Origin of the sequence: Saccharopolyspora erythraea NRRL 2338 (genome assembly GCF_000062885.1) — a bacterium.
Taxonomy (GTDB): Bacteria; Actinomycetota; Actinomycetes; order Mycobacteriales; family Pseudonocardiaceae; genus Saccharopolyspora_D; species Saccharopolyspora_D erythraea.
The window spans coordinates 5808578-5825198 of record NC_009142.1 but is presented as its reverse complement, the minus strand read 5'-3'; the positions used below and the strand labels follow the sequence as shown (position 1 = coordinate 5825198).

Below are 16621 nucleotides of genomic sequence, written 5' to 3'. Positions count from 1 at the left end.
ACTGAGGGCAGCGGCGCCGGCAGGTCACCGCGCGCGGTCGGTCGTGGCGCGGATCAGGCTCGCCAGCACGGCGCGCACGTCGTCGCCGACCGGCATCGCGCCCAGCGCCGCCGCCGCGGCGTCCACCCGCCTGTCTATGAGCCGCTCGCACTCGGCGAGCGCGCCGGTTTCCACGACCAGGTCCTGCAAGCGCGTCGTCTGGGCGTCGTCGAGGTCGGCGCCGGTGAACAGCCGGTCGATCTCGGCCTCCTGCGCGGCGCTCGCGCGCTCCCGCGCGGTCGCCAGCAGCACGGTCGCCTTGCGGGTGCGCAGGTCGTCGGCGACCGGCTTGCCGGTCACCGCGGGGTCGCCGAAGGCGCCCAGCACGTCGTCGCGGAGCTGGAACGCCTCGCCGAGCGGCATCGCGTAGGCGGTGTAGGAGCCGAGCAGCGCCGGTGACGCCCCGGCGAGCACGCCGCCCAGGTGCAGCGGGCGTTCGATGGTGTACTTGGCCGTCTTGTAGTGGATCACCGTGTAGGAGCGGCTGACCGAGTGCCGCGAGCACGCCTGCTCGGCGACGTCGAGGTACTGGCCGAGGACCAGCTCGGTGAGGCTGTGCGCCACCAGTGGGCGCGCCTCGCGGATCCGCTCGGCGGGCAGGCCGCTGGTGGCGAGCATGTCGTGGAACCAGGCCAGGCACAGGTCGCCGAGCAGCAGCGCGATGGAGGTGCCGAACAGCTCGGAGGACCCGCGCCCGCCGGACCGCCGGTGCAGCTCGGCGTGCTGGCGGTGCAGCGACGGCGCGCCCCGGCGGGTGTCGCTGGCGTCGATGATGTCGTCGTGCACCAGCGCGAAGGAGTGCAGCAGCTCCAGCGCGGCGGCCGCACCGATGACGCCCTCGTCGTCGGCGCCGCCGCCCGCGCCGCGCCAGCCCCAGTAGCAGAACGCGGGCCGGATCCGCTTGCCCCCGGCCAGGAATCCGCGCAGCGACTGCGTCGCGGCCCGCCACTGGGACCGGCTCTGCGGGTCGCTGATGAGGTCGTCGAACCGCTCCTCCTGCTCGTCGAGGAAGTTCCCGAGCGCGGCGTCGACGCGGTCGCGCAGGCCGTCGGCGTCGATCGGGTTCGCGGGCGGTGAGCAGGTGGCGGTCATGGCGGCTCCTCGGACTCGTTCGTACACCTGCCAACGTAGGTGCGCCGAACGGTTCCGGGATCGGCCGAAGCGGCCCGCACCGGTCCGCCGATAGGTCATCGGCGGACCGGGTGGTCTCGTACTTTCGGCCGAGGCCGAATGCTGCGAACGTCCCCGGGGCCGCTAGCCGGCGGCGATCACCGCGGCGTCCGGGAGGTCCGCGGGGTCTGCGGCCGGCCACTCGGCCGGGTTGGCGCCCAGTTCGACGAGCTCGGCGACCTGCTGACGGCACCAGGGCGAGATGTCGGTCGTGCCGGCCAGGACCTCGGCGCTGAAGCCGCTCCAGTCCGCCCACGCGGTGCCGGCGACCTCCTCGCGGTTGGGCGCCGGCTCGTCGTCGGTGAACGCGGCGAAGACCGGGCAGATCTCGTTCTCCACGACGCCGTTGCCCATCACGGCGCGGTAGCGGAACCGGGGCAGCACCAGGGTCAGGTCGCGCACGGTCAGGCCGAGTTCCTCGCCGAGCCGCCGGGTGATGGCCTCGGGCATCGCCTCCTGCGGGGCGGGGTGCCCGCAGCAGGTGTTCGTCCAGACACCCGGCCAGGTGCGCTTCTCGTGCGCGCGCTGGGTGAGCAGCAACTGGCCGCGCCCGTTGAAGACGTAGCACGAGAAGGCCAGGTGCAGCGGGGTGTCGAGGTGGTGCACGGTCGCCTTGTCCGTCACCCCTATCGCCTGGCCGGAATCGTTGAGCAGAACCACCTGTTCCAAGGAATTCGCCTTCCTGCCGTCGCCTGGTCGGCCGGTGCGGACGAGCGGGCCGAATCGGCGTTGGATGTCCGATGGGGCCCCACTCTATTGGCAGGCAGCCGTCGAGTGGATCGACCGATGGGCTGGGCGGGTCAGCTACCGCTAGTGCGTTCGGTCATTTCCGAATAATACTCAGCAAAAATGAGAACCGGTCATGGTTCGAGCACGACCTTGCCGTAGGACCGACGATTTTCCAGGGCGGTGTGGGCGGCCGCGGCCTCGGCGAGCGGGAAGGGGGCGTGCACCAAAGGGGTGAGCCCGCCCCCGGCCAGCGCCGTCATCGACTCCTCTTCGAGCGCCCGCAGCCCGCCGGGGGTCTTGAGCAGGTTGGGCCCGAGTCCGACGGTCGCACTGAGTGCGCGGTCGAACAGGTCCTCGGAGGTGAAGCGGTGCTCGGGCCCGAACGGGCGGCCGTACATGACGATGCGGCCGCCGCTGCCGAGGAGGTCGAACGCCTCCCTGCCGTACCGGCCGCCAGCGCCGTCGAGCACCAGGGTGGCCTCCCGGCCGCCGAGCTGGTCGCGGACGGCCGTCGTCCAGTCCGGTGTGGTGTAGTCGACCGCGACGGCGGCCCCGAGGGCGCGGACCTTCTCGACCTTCGCCGCGCTGCCCGCCGCGCCGACGACGGTCGCCCCGACGGTTCGGCCTCGCTGCACCAGCAGGTTGCCGATGCCGCCCGCGGCGGAGGTCACCACCACGACGTCGTCGTCGGGTGTCATGCCCGCGATGCGCAGGATCGCCATCGTGGTGCGCCCGGTGCCGATCATCGCGACGGCGGCCTCGAAACCGACGTCTTCCGGCAGCACGTGCAGCGACTCGACCTCCCGGACGGCGAGCTCGGCGTAGCCGCCGCCGGCCATGCCGAGGTGGGTGACGACCCGGCGTCCCAGCCAGACCGGGTCGACATCGGCGCCGATCTCGTCGACCACGCCCGCCACCTCGCGGCCCGGGGTCATCGGCAGCTCGGGCCGCGGGAACGGTCCACCCTGGACGCCCTGGCGGATCATCGTGTCGACCAGGTGGACGCCAGCGGCCGCGACCGCGATCCGCACCTGACCGGGTCCGGGGTGCGGATCGGCGACCTCCTCGTAGCGGAGGTTCTCGGCGGGCCCGAAGGCGTGCTGGCGGATGGCGTGCATGTCGGCTCCAGGTTTCTCGTGCGATCGGAACCGAACCTAGGAGTTGGAGTTAGGTGGAGGTCAACGACCGGCGGGCCGTGGCGCTGATCACGGAGCACCGAGCCGGAAGAGGCCTACGGGGCCCCGGCGCTCACCTGCTGGTCGACGGTCTCCTCGAAGCGCGGGACGTCGGTGCGGTCGCGCGAGTCCGGGACGTCGCCGGGCAGCCGCAGCGTCCTGGGCAGGGGGCCGGGCGACCACCTGCCCCAGTGGGTCTCGGTTCGCACGTCCATCGCGGTCTGGGCGGGCAGCGCCTCCGGCGTGTACGGGTCGACCGCGTACAGCGAACCCCAGTCGCGCCGGATGTCGTTGCGCAGGTAGGTGGGCAGCTCGCGCACGCTGGCCGCGACGTTGAGCCAGCCGAAGGGGCCGCCCGCGTCCGGGGACGACCAGCCCTGGCCGACGCCGCGCAGCTCGCCACCGGCCGAAACCCGGAACCGCGGCAGTTCGGCGATCCCGTCGCGCACCCGCGCGGTGCGCAGGCACGGGTGCAGCAGCGCGGCGGGCCACTCGACGAAGGCCGGCGCGTCGCCCACGACGTCGGTCATGCGGATCAGCTGCGGTGCGCGCGGCGCGCTGACCGCGAGCCACCCGTCGGGACCGAGTGCCTGGTCCCGGGCGACCACGCGCATCTTGGTCGCCCCCCGCGACGGCCCGCCGACGGTGACCCGGTGGTCGCGCCAGCGCGGAGCGGGCGGCTGCGCGACGGGGTAGCGCTGCATCAGCTCGAAGCCGCTGCCGGTTTCGCGGCCGAACTCGATGTGCACCGAGTTCGCGCCGAGCTCCCGTCCCCCGAGCGCCAGCACGATCGGGACCTCACCGCCCGCCGCCCTGTCCGGGACGTCGTACCACTGGGTGCGCAATTCGCCGGTGCCGGTGCCCGTCGGCTCGTAGCTGCCCCAGACCGGTGCCCGGTCGTCGCCGAAGGCCGCCGGTGGCCGCCAGTCCGGTTCGCCGGGTTCGGTGCCGTCGCCGGAGGGCAGGCCGTCGCGGCCGAAGCCGTGCATCGCGGCCCGGAGGTAGTGGTCGGGGGTTTCGCGATCGGGGTCGTGGCCCGGCACCCGGGTTCCCGGCGTGGCGACGGTGGGCTGGTCAGCGGAGACCGTCAGCAGGCCGGCGCGCGGGTTTGTCTCGACGTAGACGTAGTCCGAGAGCCCGCAGCTGGATCCGGTGAGCTGCCGGATGTTGTCCATGCCGAGGCTGTAACCGCCGCCCTGCTCCTGGATGACCTTGCCGAAGGTGGCGATCTCGCCGACCATCAGCAGCGCGCAGATCACCGACAGCGGCGCGGTGCCCAGCCGCAGGGCGCGGCTGCGCTTCTCCAGCACCACCTCCGGCCGGTGCTGGTCGATGCGCATGTGCTCGGCGAACGCCACGACCAGCGCGATCCCGGCGGCCACGAGCAGGAGCGTGCTCAGCCGGTAGCCGCCGACCGACGGCGGCTTGTCGTACCACGGCACGCCCCAGCCGGAAACGTAGAACCAGGCGTTCGGTCCGGTCGCGGCGAAGGCCAGGATCAGCATCAGACCGGCGAAGAAAACCGCGCGGTTGCGGCGGGAGCGCAGCACGGTGGTGCTGGTGGCCAGCGCGGTCAGCGCCGCCAGCGCTCCGCCCACGGCGGCGAAGACCCCGAAGTGGTGGGTGTGCTTGGTCGGGGTGAGTGCGAGCGCGACGAACGACAGCGCCGCCACCGCCAGCAGCCTGCGGCTCGGCCCCAGCGCCGCGCCGCGGATGCGGCCGCGGCGCAGCAGCACCACCAGGCAGGTCGCCAGGCACAGCAGCACCAGCAGCACCGGGAAGCGGCGGGTCAGCGAGCCGTCGACGGTCGGGCTGAACAGCAGGTCGTAGCGGGCGAGCTCCTGGAACCACTTCAGGCTCGGACCCAGGTCGCCGCGCACCTTCGTCGCGTCGGCCGCCGAGCCCAGCGTCTGGTCGCCGAACATCAGCGTCAGCACGACGAGCCCGCAGGCCACGACCGGCGACAGCACCGGGGCCCACCCGAAGGTGGCCGCCCGCCGCGCCAGCAGGTTCGTCAGAGGCTTGAAGGCGGCCACGAACGGCAGCACGGCCACGACGCCGTGCGGGTTGACCCCCACCGACAGGGCCGCGCACGTCAGTCCCAGCGCGGCGGGCAGCAGGCGTCCGGTGGCCACCGCGCGTTCGACGAGGCAGAGCACCAGCAGCGAGAAAAGCACGACGACCGGCTCCGGGCGCAGGCCGCCGTTGTAGGGCATCCAGAAGGCCAGGAAAACCGCCGCCGCCGCCCACCCGGCCGCGCTGCTCGTGCGGACCTGCCTGCCGAGCCGGGGCAGCACCTGCCTGCTGATGAGCAGCCAGCTCGCCACGCCCATCACCAGCGCGGGCAGCCGCACCCACGGCGTTGAGGTCGAGACGTGCACCCATGGCGAGTAGACGTCGATGAACCAGCCCATCGGTGCCACGGCGACCACGAACCAGCGGTAGAAGTCGCTGACGTAGCCGAGGTCCTCGCGGGCCCGGGCCATGGTGAGGAAGTAGCCGTCGTCGGCGGTCATCGCGCCGATCAGCCACCACACCACCAGTGCTCCCGCCACCGCGGCGTCGCGTGCGGTGGGCCGCCACCAGGCCGCGGCGGTGAGCCTGCGGGGCCGCCGCGCCGCTCGGGCGTCGATCCCGCGCAGGGCCAGCAGCGAGCCCAGGAACGCCAGCACGGCCAGCGCGATGGCGGCGGTCTTGAGCGGGGTCGCATGGCTCTGGTAGCGGTTGTCGACCTCGGCGCGGAAGGACACCTCGCGCACGTCGTCGGCGCGGGCGTCGAGGTCGGAGTACACGCCGGTGAGCTGCGGGCGCGCGTCGCCGTCGGCCTGGGCGAACGGCTTGCCGCCGGCCTCGGCGGTGGTGGCGCGGCCGTCGGAGCGGACCGCGATCGAGCAGTCGCCGGCGATCGGGGTGCTGCCGAGCTGGCGGCCGCGCGAGAGCAGGCTCAACTGTCCTTCGTGGACTTGCAGAGTCATCCCGGTGAGGGCGCCGTAGTGCGACGACGGCGAGTTCGTCGCGACCAGCGTGGCGGGACCCGGGTGGCGGGCGTCGAGTGCGAGCGCCGTGCGGCACGGCACGTCGAAGTCGAGCCGGATCGGGGAGTACCCGCTCAGCGGCGCCGAAATCGGCTTGGTGCCGTGGGCGGTCGGCCACTTCAGGGTGGTGATGTCGTGGTGCACCGGCAGGAACGGCACCGCCAGCGAGAGCGCGGCGGCGAGCACGCCGGAGACCACCGCGAGGAGTTTCAGCCGGCCGGGCGCGAGGCGTCCGAGCCAGTGCCTCGAAACTCCCTGGCCGTGAGCGGTTCGTTCGCCGGGTACTAGCTCGTCCCCATCACGCACGGTGGCGAGCATATGCGCGGGCTTCCCATCGGTGGTGGACCCTGCAATCGCCCCGACGGGGGACTTCGGCGAGTGCGCCGAGGCCCGCGGACAGGCCCCGGCGCGCGCCGGTCAGGCGACGAGGATGCCCGCGATGGTCGCGCTGAGCAGGTTGGCCAGCGTGCCCGCCGCGATCGCGCGCAGGCCGTAGCGGGCGATCAGCGGCCTGCGGGCGGGGACCATGCCGCCCAGCCCGCCCAGCAGGATGGCCAGCGAACCGAGGTTGGCGAAACCGCACAGCGCGAAGGTGATGATGGTGGCGCTCTTCTCGCTGAACGCCCCGGTCTGCGGCCCGAAGTCGGCGAAGGCCACGAACTCGTTGATGACCAGCTTCTGGCCGAGGAACCCGCCCGCGGCGACGGCCTCGTGCCACGGCACGCCGGTGATGTACATGACGGGCGCGAAGACGTAGCCGAGGATCTGCTCCAGCGTCAGGTCCGGCAGCCCGAACCAGCCGCCCACCAGTCCGACGAACAGGTTGATCAGGGCCACCAGCGAGACGAACGCGAACAGCATCGCGCCGACGTTGAGCGCGAGCTTGAGGCCGTCGCTCGCGCCGCTGGCCGCGGCGTCGATGACGTTGCGCGGCTTGTAGTCCCCGCCCCGCGCCTCGTCAGGTTCCTCGGTCCGGGCGGCCTCACTCGCCTTCTCGGAGTCGTCACCGTCGGCCTCGCCGTCCTCGGTGGACTCCGTCGCCGTGGTGCCCGCGGCCTGGGCGACCGCGGTGGCGCGGTCGCTGGAGGTGGGTTCGGTCTCCGGCCTCATGATCTTGGCCATGAGCAGGGCGGCCGGTGCGGCCATGAAGCTCGCTGCGATCAGGTTCTGCAGGTCGGCGCCGAGCGCGGCGTAGCCGACCATGACGGTTCCCGCCACGGTGGCCAGCCCGCCGACCATCACCGCGAAGAACTCCGACTCCGACATCCGCGCCAGGTACGGGCGGATGACCAGGGGCGACTCGGTCTGGCCGAGGAAGATGTTGGCGGTGGCGTTGAGCGACTCCGCCTTGCTGGTGCCAAGCACCTTCTGCAGTCCGCCGCCGATGATGCGCACCACCCACTGAAGGATGTTGAGGTGGTAGAGCACCGCGGTCAGCGACGCGACGAACACGATCAGCGGCAGCACCTGGAAGGCCACGACGGTGCCCGTCGCGGGCAGGATCGGCCCGAACAGGAAGTCGATGCCCTCCTTGGAGGAGTCGATGACCCGCTGCACGCCGCCGGCGGTGGCCGCCAGCGTCTGCCTGCCCGTCTCCCAGCGCAGCACCGCGAAGGCGAAGACGATCTGGATGGCCAGCGCGCCGAGCACGGTGCGCGGCTTGATCGCCCGGCGGTTCGTGGACATCGCGAACGCGATCAGCAGCAGCACGAGCATGCCGCCGATTCCCCACAGGACCTGCACGCCGCCCCTTCCTTCCTCGTCGAGCACACCGGTTGCGGTGCGGAGTCGACCCCGTCTCGACGCAATAGTTCGTCCGGGTGATGCTCGCATTCCGACTGGTCACCGCCGCAACCGGGCTTCTTTCACGGAAAGCGCTGTGACCTGCATCTCTCGAAAACCGTGAAAGGCGAATTCCCGTCAAAAACGCCGGAGTTTGATCGCGCGCCGTTACGTTCCGTCCGCCACGAAAGAGTGAACCGAGACGGAGATGGGCGGAGCATGCGGAATCGACCTCTCGCAATGACGGTGACCGCCGCGGCCGCGGTGGCGGGGCTGGCCCTGCCCGCGTCGTCGCCGGCGCTCGGCGCGTCGCCGCAGGCGGCCACCGGCGCGGCCGCGGTGCAGGAGCACCTCCAAGAGCTGCAGAAGATCGCCGAGGCCAACGGCGGCCACCGCGCCTCCGGCAGCCCGGGCTACCAGGCCTCTATCGACTACGTGAAGGCCAAGCTCGACGCGGCGGGCTTCGCCACCACCCTCCAGGAGTTCGACTCCATGGGGGGCAAGACCTACAACCTGCTCGCCGAGACCCCCGGCGGCGACGCGAACAACGTCGTGATGGTCGGCGCGCACCTCGACAGCGTCAGCGAGGGCCCCGGCATCAACGACAACGGCACCGGCAGCGCGGCGATCCTGCAGGCCGCGCTGGACTTCGCGGGCAGCGGCGCGCAGCCGAAGAACAAGCTGCGCTTCGCGTTCTGGGGCGCCGAGGAGGAGGGCCTGGTCGGCTCCTCGCACTACGTCCGGACGCTGCCCGAACAGGACCGCGGCAAGATCGCGATGTACCTGAACTTCGACATGGTGGGCTCGCCCAACGCCGGCTACTTCACCTACGACGGCGACGACTCCGACAACGAGGGCGCCGGCCCCGGCCCGGAGGGGTCGGCCCAGATCGAGAAGGCGCTCAACGACTCCTTCGGCGGGGCGGGCGTGGCCACCGAGGGCACCGACTTCGACGGCCGTTCCGACTACGGGCCGTTCATCGAGGTCGGCATCCCCGCGGGCGGCACGTTCACCGGGGCCGAGGGCACCAAGACCCAGGAGCAGGCCGACAAGTGGGGCGGCCAGGCGGGCCAGGCCTACGACCCCTGCTACCACTCGTCGTGCGACACCGTCGACAACGTCAACCAGGAGGCGCTGGACCGCAACCTGCAGGTGATCTCGGCGGCGGTGAAGACCTTCGCGGAGCAGACCCCGACCCGCTGACCCCGGATCGAGGCCCGCGCGCCACAGGTCGGCGCGCGGGCCTCGCGCTGCCCGCGACGTGTCCCGCCGGTTGCCGTGCCGTGACCCGCCCGGATCTGTCGTGAATCGTTTTACATCCGATAGGTTATTGTTCTGCCGCAAGATGTGCGGGCAAGAGGGCGGTGCGATGCGAGCAGGGAGCAACAACCATCCCGGCGGGATGGTGAGCATCAAGGACGTCGCCGAACGGGCCGGGGTCTCGGTCGCCACGGTCTCCAACTCCATCAACCGGCCCGACCGGGTGTCGGCGCCGACCAGGGACCGCGTGCTGTCGGTCATCGACGAGCTCGGCTACGTCCGCAGCGAGTCGGCCCGCCAGCTGCGCACCGGGCACAGCCGGATGGTCGCCCTGCTCGTGCTGGACATGGCCAACCCGTTCTTCGTCGACGTCGCCCGCGGCGTCGAGGACGCCACCCGCGCCCAGGACCTCGGCCTGATGATGTGCAACAGCGGCCAGGACGAGGACGCCGAGGCGCTGTACCTGTCGCTGTTCGCCGAGCAGCGAGTGCGCGGCGTGCTGGTGACGCCCTCCGACGTGGCCGGGCACAACCTGGACTCCTTCCGCAGGCACGGCATCCCGCACGTGCTGGTCGACCGCACGCTCGACGTCGAGGACGGTTGCTCGGTGTCGGTCGACGACGTCACCGGCGGCGCACTGGCCGTCGGCCACCTGATCGAGACCGGGCACACCCGCATCGCCTACATCAGCGGGCCGTCGCGGCTGAACCAGTGCCGCGACCGGCACGCCGGCGCGCTCAACGCGGTTCGCGAGGCGGGGCTGGACGACTCGGCGCTGTCGGTGCTGGAAGTGCCGTCGCTGGACGTGGTCTCCGGGCGCGACGCCGGTTCCCGGCTGCTGGGCCTCCGTTCCCGTCCGACCGCGGTGTTCTGCGCCAACGACCTGCTCGCGCTGGGCGTCCTGCAGGCCATGTTCGCCGCCGGGGTGCGGGTGCCCGAGCAGATGGCGCTGGTCGGATACGACGACATCGAGTTCGCGGCGGCCGCGGCGGTCCCTCTGACCTCGGTGCGCCAGCCGGCGTTCCGCATCGGCCGCACCGCGGCCGAGTTGCTGCTCGACGAGACCTCCGGCGACTTCCACACCCACCAGCGCGTGGTGTTCGACCCCGAGCTCGTCGTCCGGCGCTCGACCCTCGCGCGCCAGGGCTGACGCGGCGCCACGTTCCCCCGCTCCGGGCCTTGTCCTGCGGCAACGCGGCTCGTAACGTCGTCTCGACGTGCCTGTAACGTTTCATCCAGTCGTTCACGAACGGAGCGCGGGATGGTCGCTGCGGCGGACGGATCCGAGGACGGCAGACCTTCCCGGCGCCAGTGGCGGTGGGCGGCGCTGGCGGCCATGGCCTCCTACATCGACGCGGGCTCGATCGTGGCCGCCGCGGCCGGACTGCCGCTGTGGGAGTCCTACCTCGGTCTGGGGTCCACGACGGTGGGTTTGCTGACGGCGTTCAGCAGCAACGCGATCTCGGCCGCGGTCGGCGCGTTGGTCGGCGGCAGGCTCGGCGACCTGTTCGGGCGCAAGCGCATCTACGCATGGGACCTGCTGGTCTTCGCCTTCGGCATCGCGTGGATCGTCTTCGCCGTCAACCTGCCGATGCTGTTCGCCGGATACGTGATCGTGGGACTGGCGGTCGGGGCCGACCTGCCGACGTCGCTGGCGCTGGTCGCCGAGTTCTCCCCGGCGCGATCGCGCGGCAGGTTGCTGGGGCTGAGCCAGATCGCCTGGTGCGTCGGGCCGCTGGTGACGCTGCTGCTGGCGTTCGCGCTCGCCCCGCTCGGGGTGCTGGGCGTCCGCATCGTCTTCGCGCACCTGTTCGTGGTCGCGATCGTCACCTGGCTGCTGCGGCGCTCCATCGTGGAGTCCGCGCGCTGGCAGCGCGCGAGCGGCCCGAACCCGATGGCGGCGAGCAGGCTCCGCGACCTCGCCACGCCCGCCAACCGCAGGGCCTTGCTGTTCACCGGATCGGTGTACCTGCTGTGGAACATCGCGGCCGGGACCAACGGCGCCTTCCTGCCCTACATCCTGCAACGGCAGGGTGGTGCCGACCAGGCCACCAGCGTCGCGGTCCAGAGCCTGAGCTTCGTGCTGACCACGTTCGCGGTGCTGCTGCTGTTCATGCCGCTCAGCGACACCCGCTACCGGCGCCCGGTGTTCGCCGTGGGCGCGCTGATGCAGGTCGCGGCGCTGGCGGCGTTCGTGGTGCTGCCGGTCGGCATCGGCGCGGCGCTGGTCAACGTGGTCCTGTTCGGCATCGGTGCGGCCTGCGCGGGGGAGTCGTTCTACAAGCTCTGGTCGCAGGAGATGTTCCCGACGGTGCTGCGCGGCACCGCCCAGGGCATCACCTTCGCGGTCTCGCGCGTCGTGCTCGGGGTGTGGAGCTTCCTGGTGCCGGTGATGCTCTCGTCGGCCTTCGGGCTGCGGGGCATGTCGGCGATCATGATGGGAATGCTGGTCCTGTTCGGCGTGATCGGCGTGGTGTTCATGCCGGACTCTGCGGGCAGGTCGCTGGGCGAGCTCGACACCGCGCACCGGCCCTCCGGCAGTCCACAGCGGACCTGACGCCTGGAGCCCCCGTTCGGCCGAATCCGGCTCGCATGAACGGGCGCACCGGAATGCCTTGGCGCTACGACGTTTCCTGCGCGGAAACCAGCGTTACTGGCGGGTATACGCCAAGTTCTCCTGCGTGATCGAAAAGTCTCGTTCAATCGATGCGGTCCGCCTGCTTTGTCCGAGCTCTTCGATTCCGGAGGCAGCTGCATGCACTACTTACGGCAGGCCGCGTGCGTCACCGCGGCGACCGCCATGACCCTCGCGACCACCGTCATCGCGGCGCCGGCGTTCGCGGCCGACGCGGCAACCAACTACGTCGCACTCGGCGACTCCTACTCCTCCGGGGTGGGCAGCCGGGAATACTTCGAGGACAGCGGGGACTGCCTGCGCAGCCCCAAGTCCTACGCCCAGCTGTGGGCCGACGCCCACGGCGTGGACAGCTTCACCTTCAACGCCTGCTCCGGCGCGACCACCGACGACGTCAACTCCGGCCAGCTCGACGGGCTCGGCGCCGACACCACCCTGGTGACCATCTCGGTCGGCGGCAACGATGTCGGGTTCTCCAGCGTCGTGCAGGACTGCCTGCTCGGCAACGACGAGGGCTGCGACAACGCGGTCAGCGCAGCCGAGGAGAAGGGCCGCAGCGAGCTGCCCGGCAAGCTCGACACCACCTACGCCAACATCAAGCAGGCCGCGCCCAACGCCGAGGTCGTCGTGCTCGGCTACCCCCGGCTGAACCAGCCGACCGGCGGTTGCGGCATTCCCGGCTTCTCCGAGGCCAAGCGGCAGCGGATCAACGCCGGGGCCGACGTGCTCGCCGAGGTCATCAGCGAGCGCGCCTCGGCGGCGGGCTTCACCTACGCCGACACGCGCGACGCCTTCGAGGGCCACGGCGTGTGCAGCAGCTCGGAATGGATCAACGGGCCGAGCAACCCGCTGCAGGAGTCGTTCCACCCGAACACCTCCGGCTACGCGGAGGGCTACCTGCCGGTGCTGAACTCGGTCACCGGCTGACGGCACGACGTCGTGGGCCCGCCGGTGCGCCGCCGGGCCCACGACATGTCAGGGGCTGAGTCTGTGCACTCGCCTTGGTAGCGGTTTCGGCGGCTGCGCCGCTCCGAACCCAGATTCCTCAGGCGGTGTCCCGCGCGGGAGTCCGTTGCCCGGAGCCGGTTTCGTCCCGCTCCCGCGGGGAGAACTGGACGGGCTCGTCCAGCCAGCGCCCGAGCCGGTACACGCCCAGGTACCCGGCGATCGCGGCGGCGAGCAGCCCCGCCACCGGTACGAGTCGTCGCATCACTTCGCCCATGCCTCCCGGATTCGGCAGCGGGTGTGCGTTCGCGAGCACGGTATCGCGCTACAGTGAAATTCCCGCTGGTGAAAGCGTTTCGTCACCGCTTCGGGTGATCTCCGGGGCGCCGACCGTCCACGTTGGGGGGAAGCGCCACCACCGTACGGGGACCAGGCCCCCGAAGGAGCTGCACCCCGCACCCCTCCGGCCTAGTTTGAGCTCGATGTGGTGATCGAGAGTGCGGGAGGCAGTTGTGAGGTCGCTGGTTCGGATCGCTTCGGCGGTGGTGCTGACGACGGTGGCCGCGGTGGTCGCGCCCCAGCCGGCGATGGCGCAGGCGGGCGATCCGATCGTTTTCGTGCACGGCTACCGGGGCCAGGCCGCGACGTGGGACGACATGAAGTCCAAGTTCGCCGCGAGCGGCTACGCCCAGGACCGGCTGCACGCCTTCGAGTACCCCGCCGGCATCTCCAACGCCCAAGCCGCCGAACGCCTGGACGCCTACGTCGGCGACGTGCTGGCCAAGACGCGCGCGAGCAAGGTCGACGTCGTCAGTCACTCGATGGGGGCCTTGAACTCCCGGCACTGGATGAAATTCCTCGGCGGTGCCGACGTGGTCGACGACTGGGTCGGCCTCGGCGCGCCCAACCACGGCACCGACACGGCGCGGCTGTGCGCGGACGTGGCCTGCCAGGAGATGCGCCCCGGCTCGGAGTTCCTCAACGCGCTCAACGCCGACGACGAGACGCACGGTGCGGCCAACTACGGCAACTTCTGGTCCGACTGCGACGGAGTGGTCCAGCCCGCGCGGTCGGCGGTGCTGGAGGGCGCGACCAACGTCCGGGTCGGCTGCGTGCACCACGTGGACCTGGTTCGCAACCGCGAGGTCTACGACCAGGTCGCCGCTTTCGTCAGCTGAACCCGTCGGGGTGCACCGACCGCGCGGCGCGGATGATCCCGTCGATGCGCCGCGAGTGCGCCCCGCGCCAATAGACGCGCCCGCAGTCGCGGCAGCGCGCGTAGTCGTCGTAGTAGCGCCGCGTGCCCGGCTGGATCTCCGGCAGCACCTCCTGCTTGGGCACGGCGGCCAGCTCGCCGTTGCAGGAGGTGCAGCGCGTCCACGGCGCCAGCGGGGGAGCGAAGCGGTCGAGCACGTCGGTGAGCTGCCCGGCCGGATCGGTCCCGCGCACGTAGGCGCCGGCGCGCAGCGCACGGCGGCGGAGCAGCCCGCGGTCCTGGGTGAGCAGCACCCGGTGCTCGCGGGCCGCGCGTTCGATCAGCTCGTCGTCATCGGCGTCGTTGCGGTAGGCCGTGTCGACCCCCAGCAGCCGCAGGCGCCGTGCCAGCTTGCCGAGGTGGACGTCGAGCAGGAAGCGCGGCGGGGCGGGCTGCGGTCGCCGCACCGGCCGGACCTCCACCGTCGTCCCCGCCTCCGCCCGGCGACCGGACTCCCGCGCGGTGCCGTCCACGAGCAGTTCGCCGACCTCGGTCAGCGGCACCCCGAGCGACTCGGTGACGTGGCCGAGGGTCGCCGTCCCGTCGTGGGGCACCGCGACCTGCCCGACCCGGTGCCGCGGTGCCACGAACAGCCACAGGTCAGGGTCGATCCGGACTCGCAGCGTCGCTCGCTCGTCCGTCATCGGCCAATTCTGGCCCCGCCGCGGCCGTGTCGTTGAGCCGGGAGTGCTTCACGCTGTAGGTGAAGTACCAGACCAGCGCCACCGCGATCCACACCGCGAACATCAGGTAGGTCTCCAGCGGCAACTCGTAGATCAGGTACAGGCACGCCGCGATGCTCAGCACCGGGATGACCGGCCCGCCCGGCACCCGGAAGCCGCGCTCGAGGTCCGGGCGGGTGCGGCGCAGCACCAGCACGCCCGCCGACACGACGGCGAACGCCACCAGGGTGCCCATGCTGGTGAGGTTGGACAGCGTGCTCAGCGGCACCACCGCGGCCAGCAGCCCGACGAAGGCCGACACGATGACGGTGTTGCGCACGGGCGTGCGGCTGCGCGGGTTCACCTTGTGGAAGCTCTCCGGCAGCATGCCGTCGCGGCCCATCGAGAACAGCACGCGGGTCTGGCCGTAGATCGTGGTCAGGGTGACGCCGAAGATCGAGATGACGCCGCCGAGCGCGAGCACGACCGCCGCCCAGCCCGAGCCGGTGAGGTTGCTCAGGATCGCCGCCAGACCGGCGTCCTGGCCCTCGAACGCCCGCCACGACTGGGCGCCGACGCCGGCCACGGCCACCAGGATGTAGATGGTGGTGACGATGACGATCGACCAGAACAGCGCCAGCGGCAGCGTGCGCCGCGGGTTGCGGACCTCCTCGCCCGCCGTGGACACGGTGTCCATGCCGATGTAGGAGAAGAAGACCATGGAGGCGGCCGTGCCGACGCCTGCGAAACCGAAGGGCGCGAAGGGCTGGGCGTTGGCGTCGTTGAAGGCCATCATCGCCACCACCACGAACAGCAGCAGCACCCCGAGCTTGATGAACACCGTGATCGCGTTGATCGTCGCCGACTCCTTGGCGCCGCGCACCAGCAGGAAGCAGCACAGCATCACCAGCACCGCCGACGGCACGTTGAGCACGCCGCCCTCGCCCGGAGGGGCGCTGAGCGCTTCCGGGATCTGCCAGCCGACGGTGTCGCCCAGCAGGCGGTTGAGGTACTCGCCCCACCCGACCGCGACCGCCGACGCGGCCACCCCGTACTCCAGGATCAGGCACGCCCCGACGACGTAGGCGATGAGCTCGCCCAGCGTCGCGTAGGCGTAGGTGTAGGACGCCCCCGAGACCGGGATCGCCGAGGCCAGCTCGGCGTAGCACAGCGCGGTCAGGGCCGCGGTGATGCCGGCGATGATGAACGAGAGCACCACGGCCGGTCCCGCCTTCGGCACCGCCTCGTTGAGGACGAAGAAGATGCCGGTGCCCACGGTGGAGCCGACGCCGATCATGGTCAGCCGGACCACGCCCAGCGAACGGCGGAGCTCGCCGCCGCCGGTCTCGGTTCCGGTCTCGGCGTGCAGGGTGCTGATCGGCTTGCGGCGCAGCAGCCTGCTTGCGTCGAGTGCCTGCCTTGGCATGCGGTGCTCCTCGCGGGTGCGCCCGTGGCTCGGGCGAGCGGTTTTCGCGGCGGGACAGATGGTGAACGAGGGGTTGCGGTGGTCTGACACCGGGTCGCCGGTCCAGCCCGGTGCGGTGGGTCACGCCGGGTGGGCAGACCCTATGGAGTCCAAGATTCTGACGTCAACAGGGACGTGAACGGGAAGTAACGCCGAATTCGGGTCGTCTGTCGGGAATTTCTTCTTCTCAGCGCCAGTGATGGTGAGGTGCGCGTCCGGCTTGCCGAAGCCCGCGGAAGTAGCCCGGGTGCTCCGAGCGGCGCTGGTGCGAGAGGGCGTTCGGGGGTGCCGAGGCTTATCGCCGCGGCGATAACGTGATCTTCCCGGCCGGAGCGGAGGGAGCCTCCGAACCGCTCCCAGGGACGCCCGTCACGAGTGGCCGACGGCGTCCGCTTCAGGTACGGGAGACATCATGACCCGATCTCCGAACGGGCCCGCCGCGGTCTCGCGGCGCGCTGTGCTGGGCGCG

General features: G+C 71.5%; 13 protein-coding genes. 5 read left to right on the top strand and 8 right to left on the bottom strand.

Annotated features, from left to right (window positions below):
• Positions 1-24: 24 nt before the first annotated feature.
• The 5 genes from SACE_RS25135 to SACE_RS25115 form a co-directional block, all read right to left on the bottom strand.
• Positions 25-1131 carry a polyprenyl synthetase family protein gene (locus tag SACE_RS25135; RefSeq protein WP_009942406.1) on the bottom strand — a complete coding sequence of 369 codons (1107 nt, stop codon included), beginning with the start codon at positions 1129-1131 and terminating at the stop codon, positions 25-27.
• A 162-nt stretch (positions 1132-1293) separates the two neighbouring features.
• The gene (gene idi / locus SACE_RS25130) at positions 1294-1878 is read right to left on the bottom strand and encodes an isopentenyl-diphosphate Delta-isomerase (RefSeq protein WP_009942407.1); all 585 of its coding nucleotides are present in this window, start codon (positions 1876-1878) and stop codon (positions 1294-1296) included.
• Positions 1879-2069: 191 nt separating this feature from the next.
• On the bottom strand, positions 2070-3056 hold the full coding sequence (locus SACE_RS25125; protein WP_009942408.1) for a zinc-binding dehydrogenase: 987 nt from the start codon (positions 3054-3056) through the stop codon (positions 2070-2072).
• Between the two features lie 113 nt (positions 3057-3169).
• On the bottom strand, positions 3170-6466 hold the full coding sequence (locus SACE_RS25120) for an arabinosyltransferase domain-containing protein (RefSeq protein WP_011874639.1): 3297 nt from the start codon (positions 6464-6466) through the stop codon (positions 3170-3172).
• 99 nt (positions 6467-6565) lie between these two features.
• The gene (locus SACE_RS25115) at positions 6566-7918 is read right to left on the bottom strand and encodes a NupC/NupG family nucleoside CNT transporter (RefSeq protein WP_009942410.1); all 1353 of its coding nucleotides are present in this window, start codon (positions 7916-7918) and stop codon (positions 6566-6568) included.
• 252 nt (positions 7919-8170) lie between these two features.
• Between SACE_RS25115 and SACE_RS25110 the strand changes: the two genes are divergently transcribed.
• From SACE_RS25110 to SACE_RS25095, 4 genes are all read left to right on the top strand, one after another.
• Positions 8171-9133 carry a M28 family metallopeptidase gene (locus SACE_RS25110; protein WP_009942411.1) on the top strand — a complete coding sequence of 321 codons (963 nt, stop codon included), beginning with the start codon at positions 8171-8173 and terminating at the stop codon, positions 9131-9133.
• 199 nt (positions 9134-9332) lie between these two features.
• Entirely contained in the window at positions 9333-10340 is a 1008-nt protein-coding gene (locus SACE_RS25105) for a LacI family DNA-binding transcriptional regulator (RefSeq protein WP_009942412.1), read from the top strand.
• A gap of 111 nt (positions 10341-10451) precedes the next feature.
• Positions 10452-11747: an MFS transporter gene (locus SACE_RS25100; RefSeq protein ID WP_009942413.1), complete on the top strand. Its 1296-nt coding sequence runs from the start codon at positions 10452-10454 to the stop codon at positions 11745-11747.
• 198 nt (positions 11748-11945) lie between these two features.
• A complete protein-coding gene (locus SACE_RS25095; protein WP_011874636.1) occupies positions 11946-12752 on the top strand; it encodes an SGNH/GDSL hydrolase family protein in 807 nt (268 codons plus the stop codon).
• 118 nt (positions 12753-12870) lie between these two features.
• Here SACE_RS25095 and SACE_RS37945 read toward each other — a convergent pair whose 3' ends face one another.
• Positions 12871-13047: a hypothetical protein gene (locus SACE_RS37945; RefSeq protein ID WP_021341341.1), complete on the bottom strand. Its 177-nt coding sequence runs from the start codon at positions 13045-13047 to the stop codon at positions 12871-12873.
• A gap of 235 nt (positions 13048-13282) precedes the next feature.
• Between SACE_RS37945 and SACE_RS25090 the strand changes: the two genes are divergently transcribed.
• Positions 13283-13948, top strand: coding sequence for an esterase/lipase family protein (locus SACE_RS25090; protein ID WP_009942416.1), 666 nt, complete (start codon positions 13283-13285; stop codon positions 13946-13948).
• Here SACE_RS25090 and SACE_RS25085 read toward each other — a convergent pair.
• Together SACE_RS25085 and SACE_RS25080 are read right to left on the bottom strand one after the other, a co-directional pair.
• Complete coding sequence (locus tag SACE_RS25085) at positions 13941-14669, bottom strand: Mut7-C RNAse domain-containing protein (RefSeq protein WP_009942417.1); 729 nt, start codon at positions 14667-14669, stop codon at positions 13941-13943. The two genes, SACE_RS25090 and SACE_RS25085, sit on opposite strands and share 8 nt — an antisense overlap.
• Positions 14626-16113 (bottom strand): amino acid permease, encoded by a 1488-nt coding sequence (locus SACE_RS25080; protein ID WP_009942418.1) that lies wholly within the window; start codon positions 16111-16113, stop codon positions 14626-14628. The genes SACE_RS25085 and SACE_RS25080 overlap by 44 nt, the downstream gene beginning before the upstream one ends.
• Positions 16114-16621: the final 508 nt, after the last annotated feature.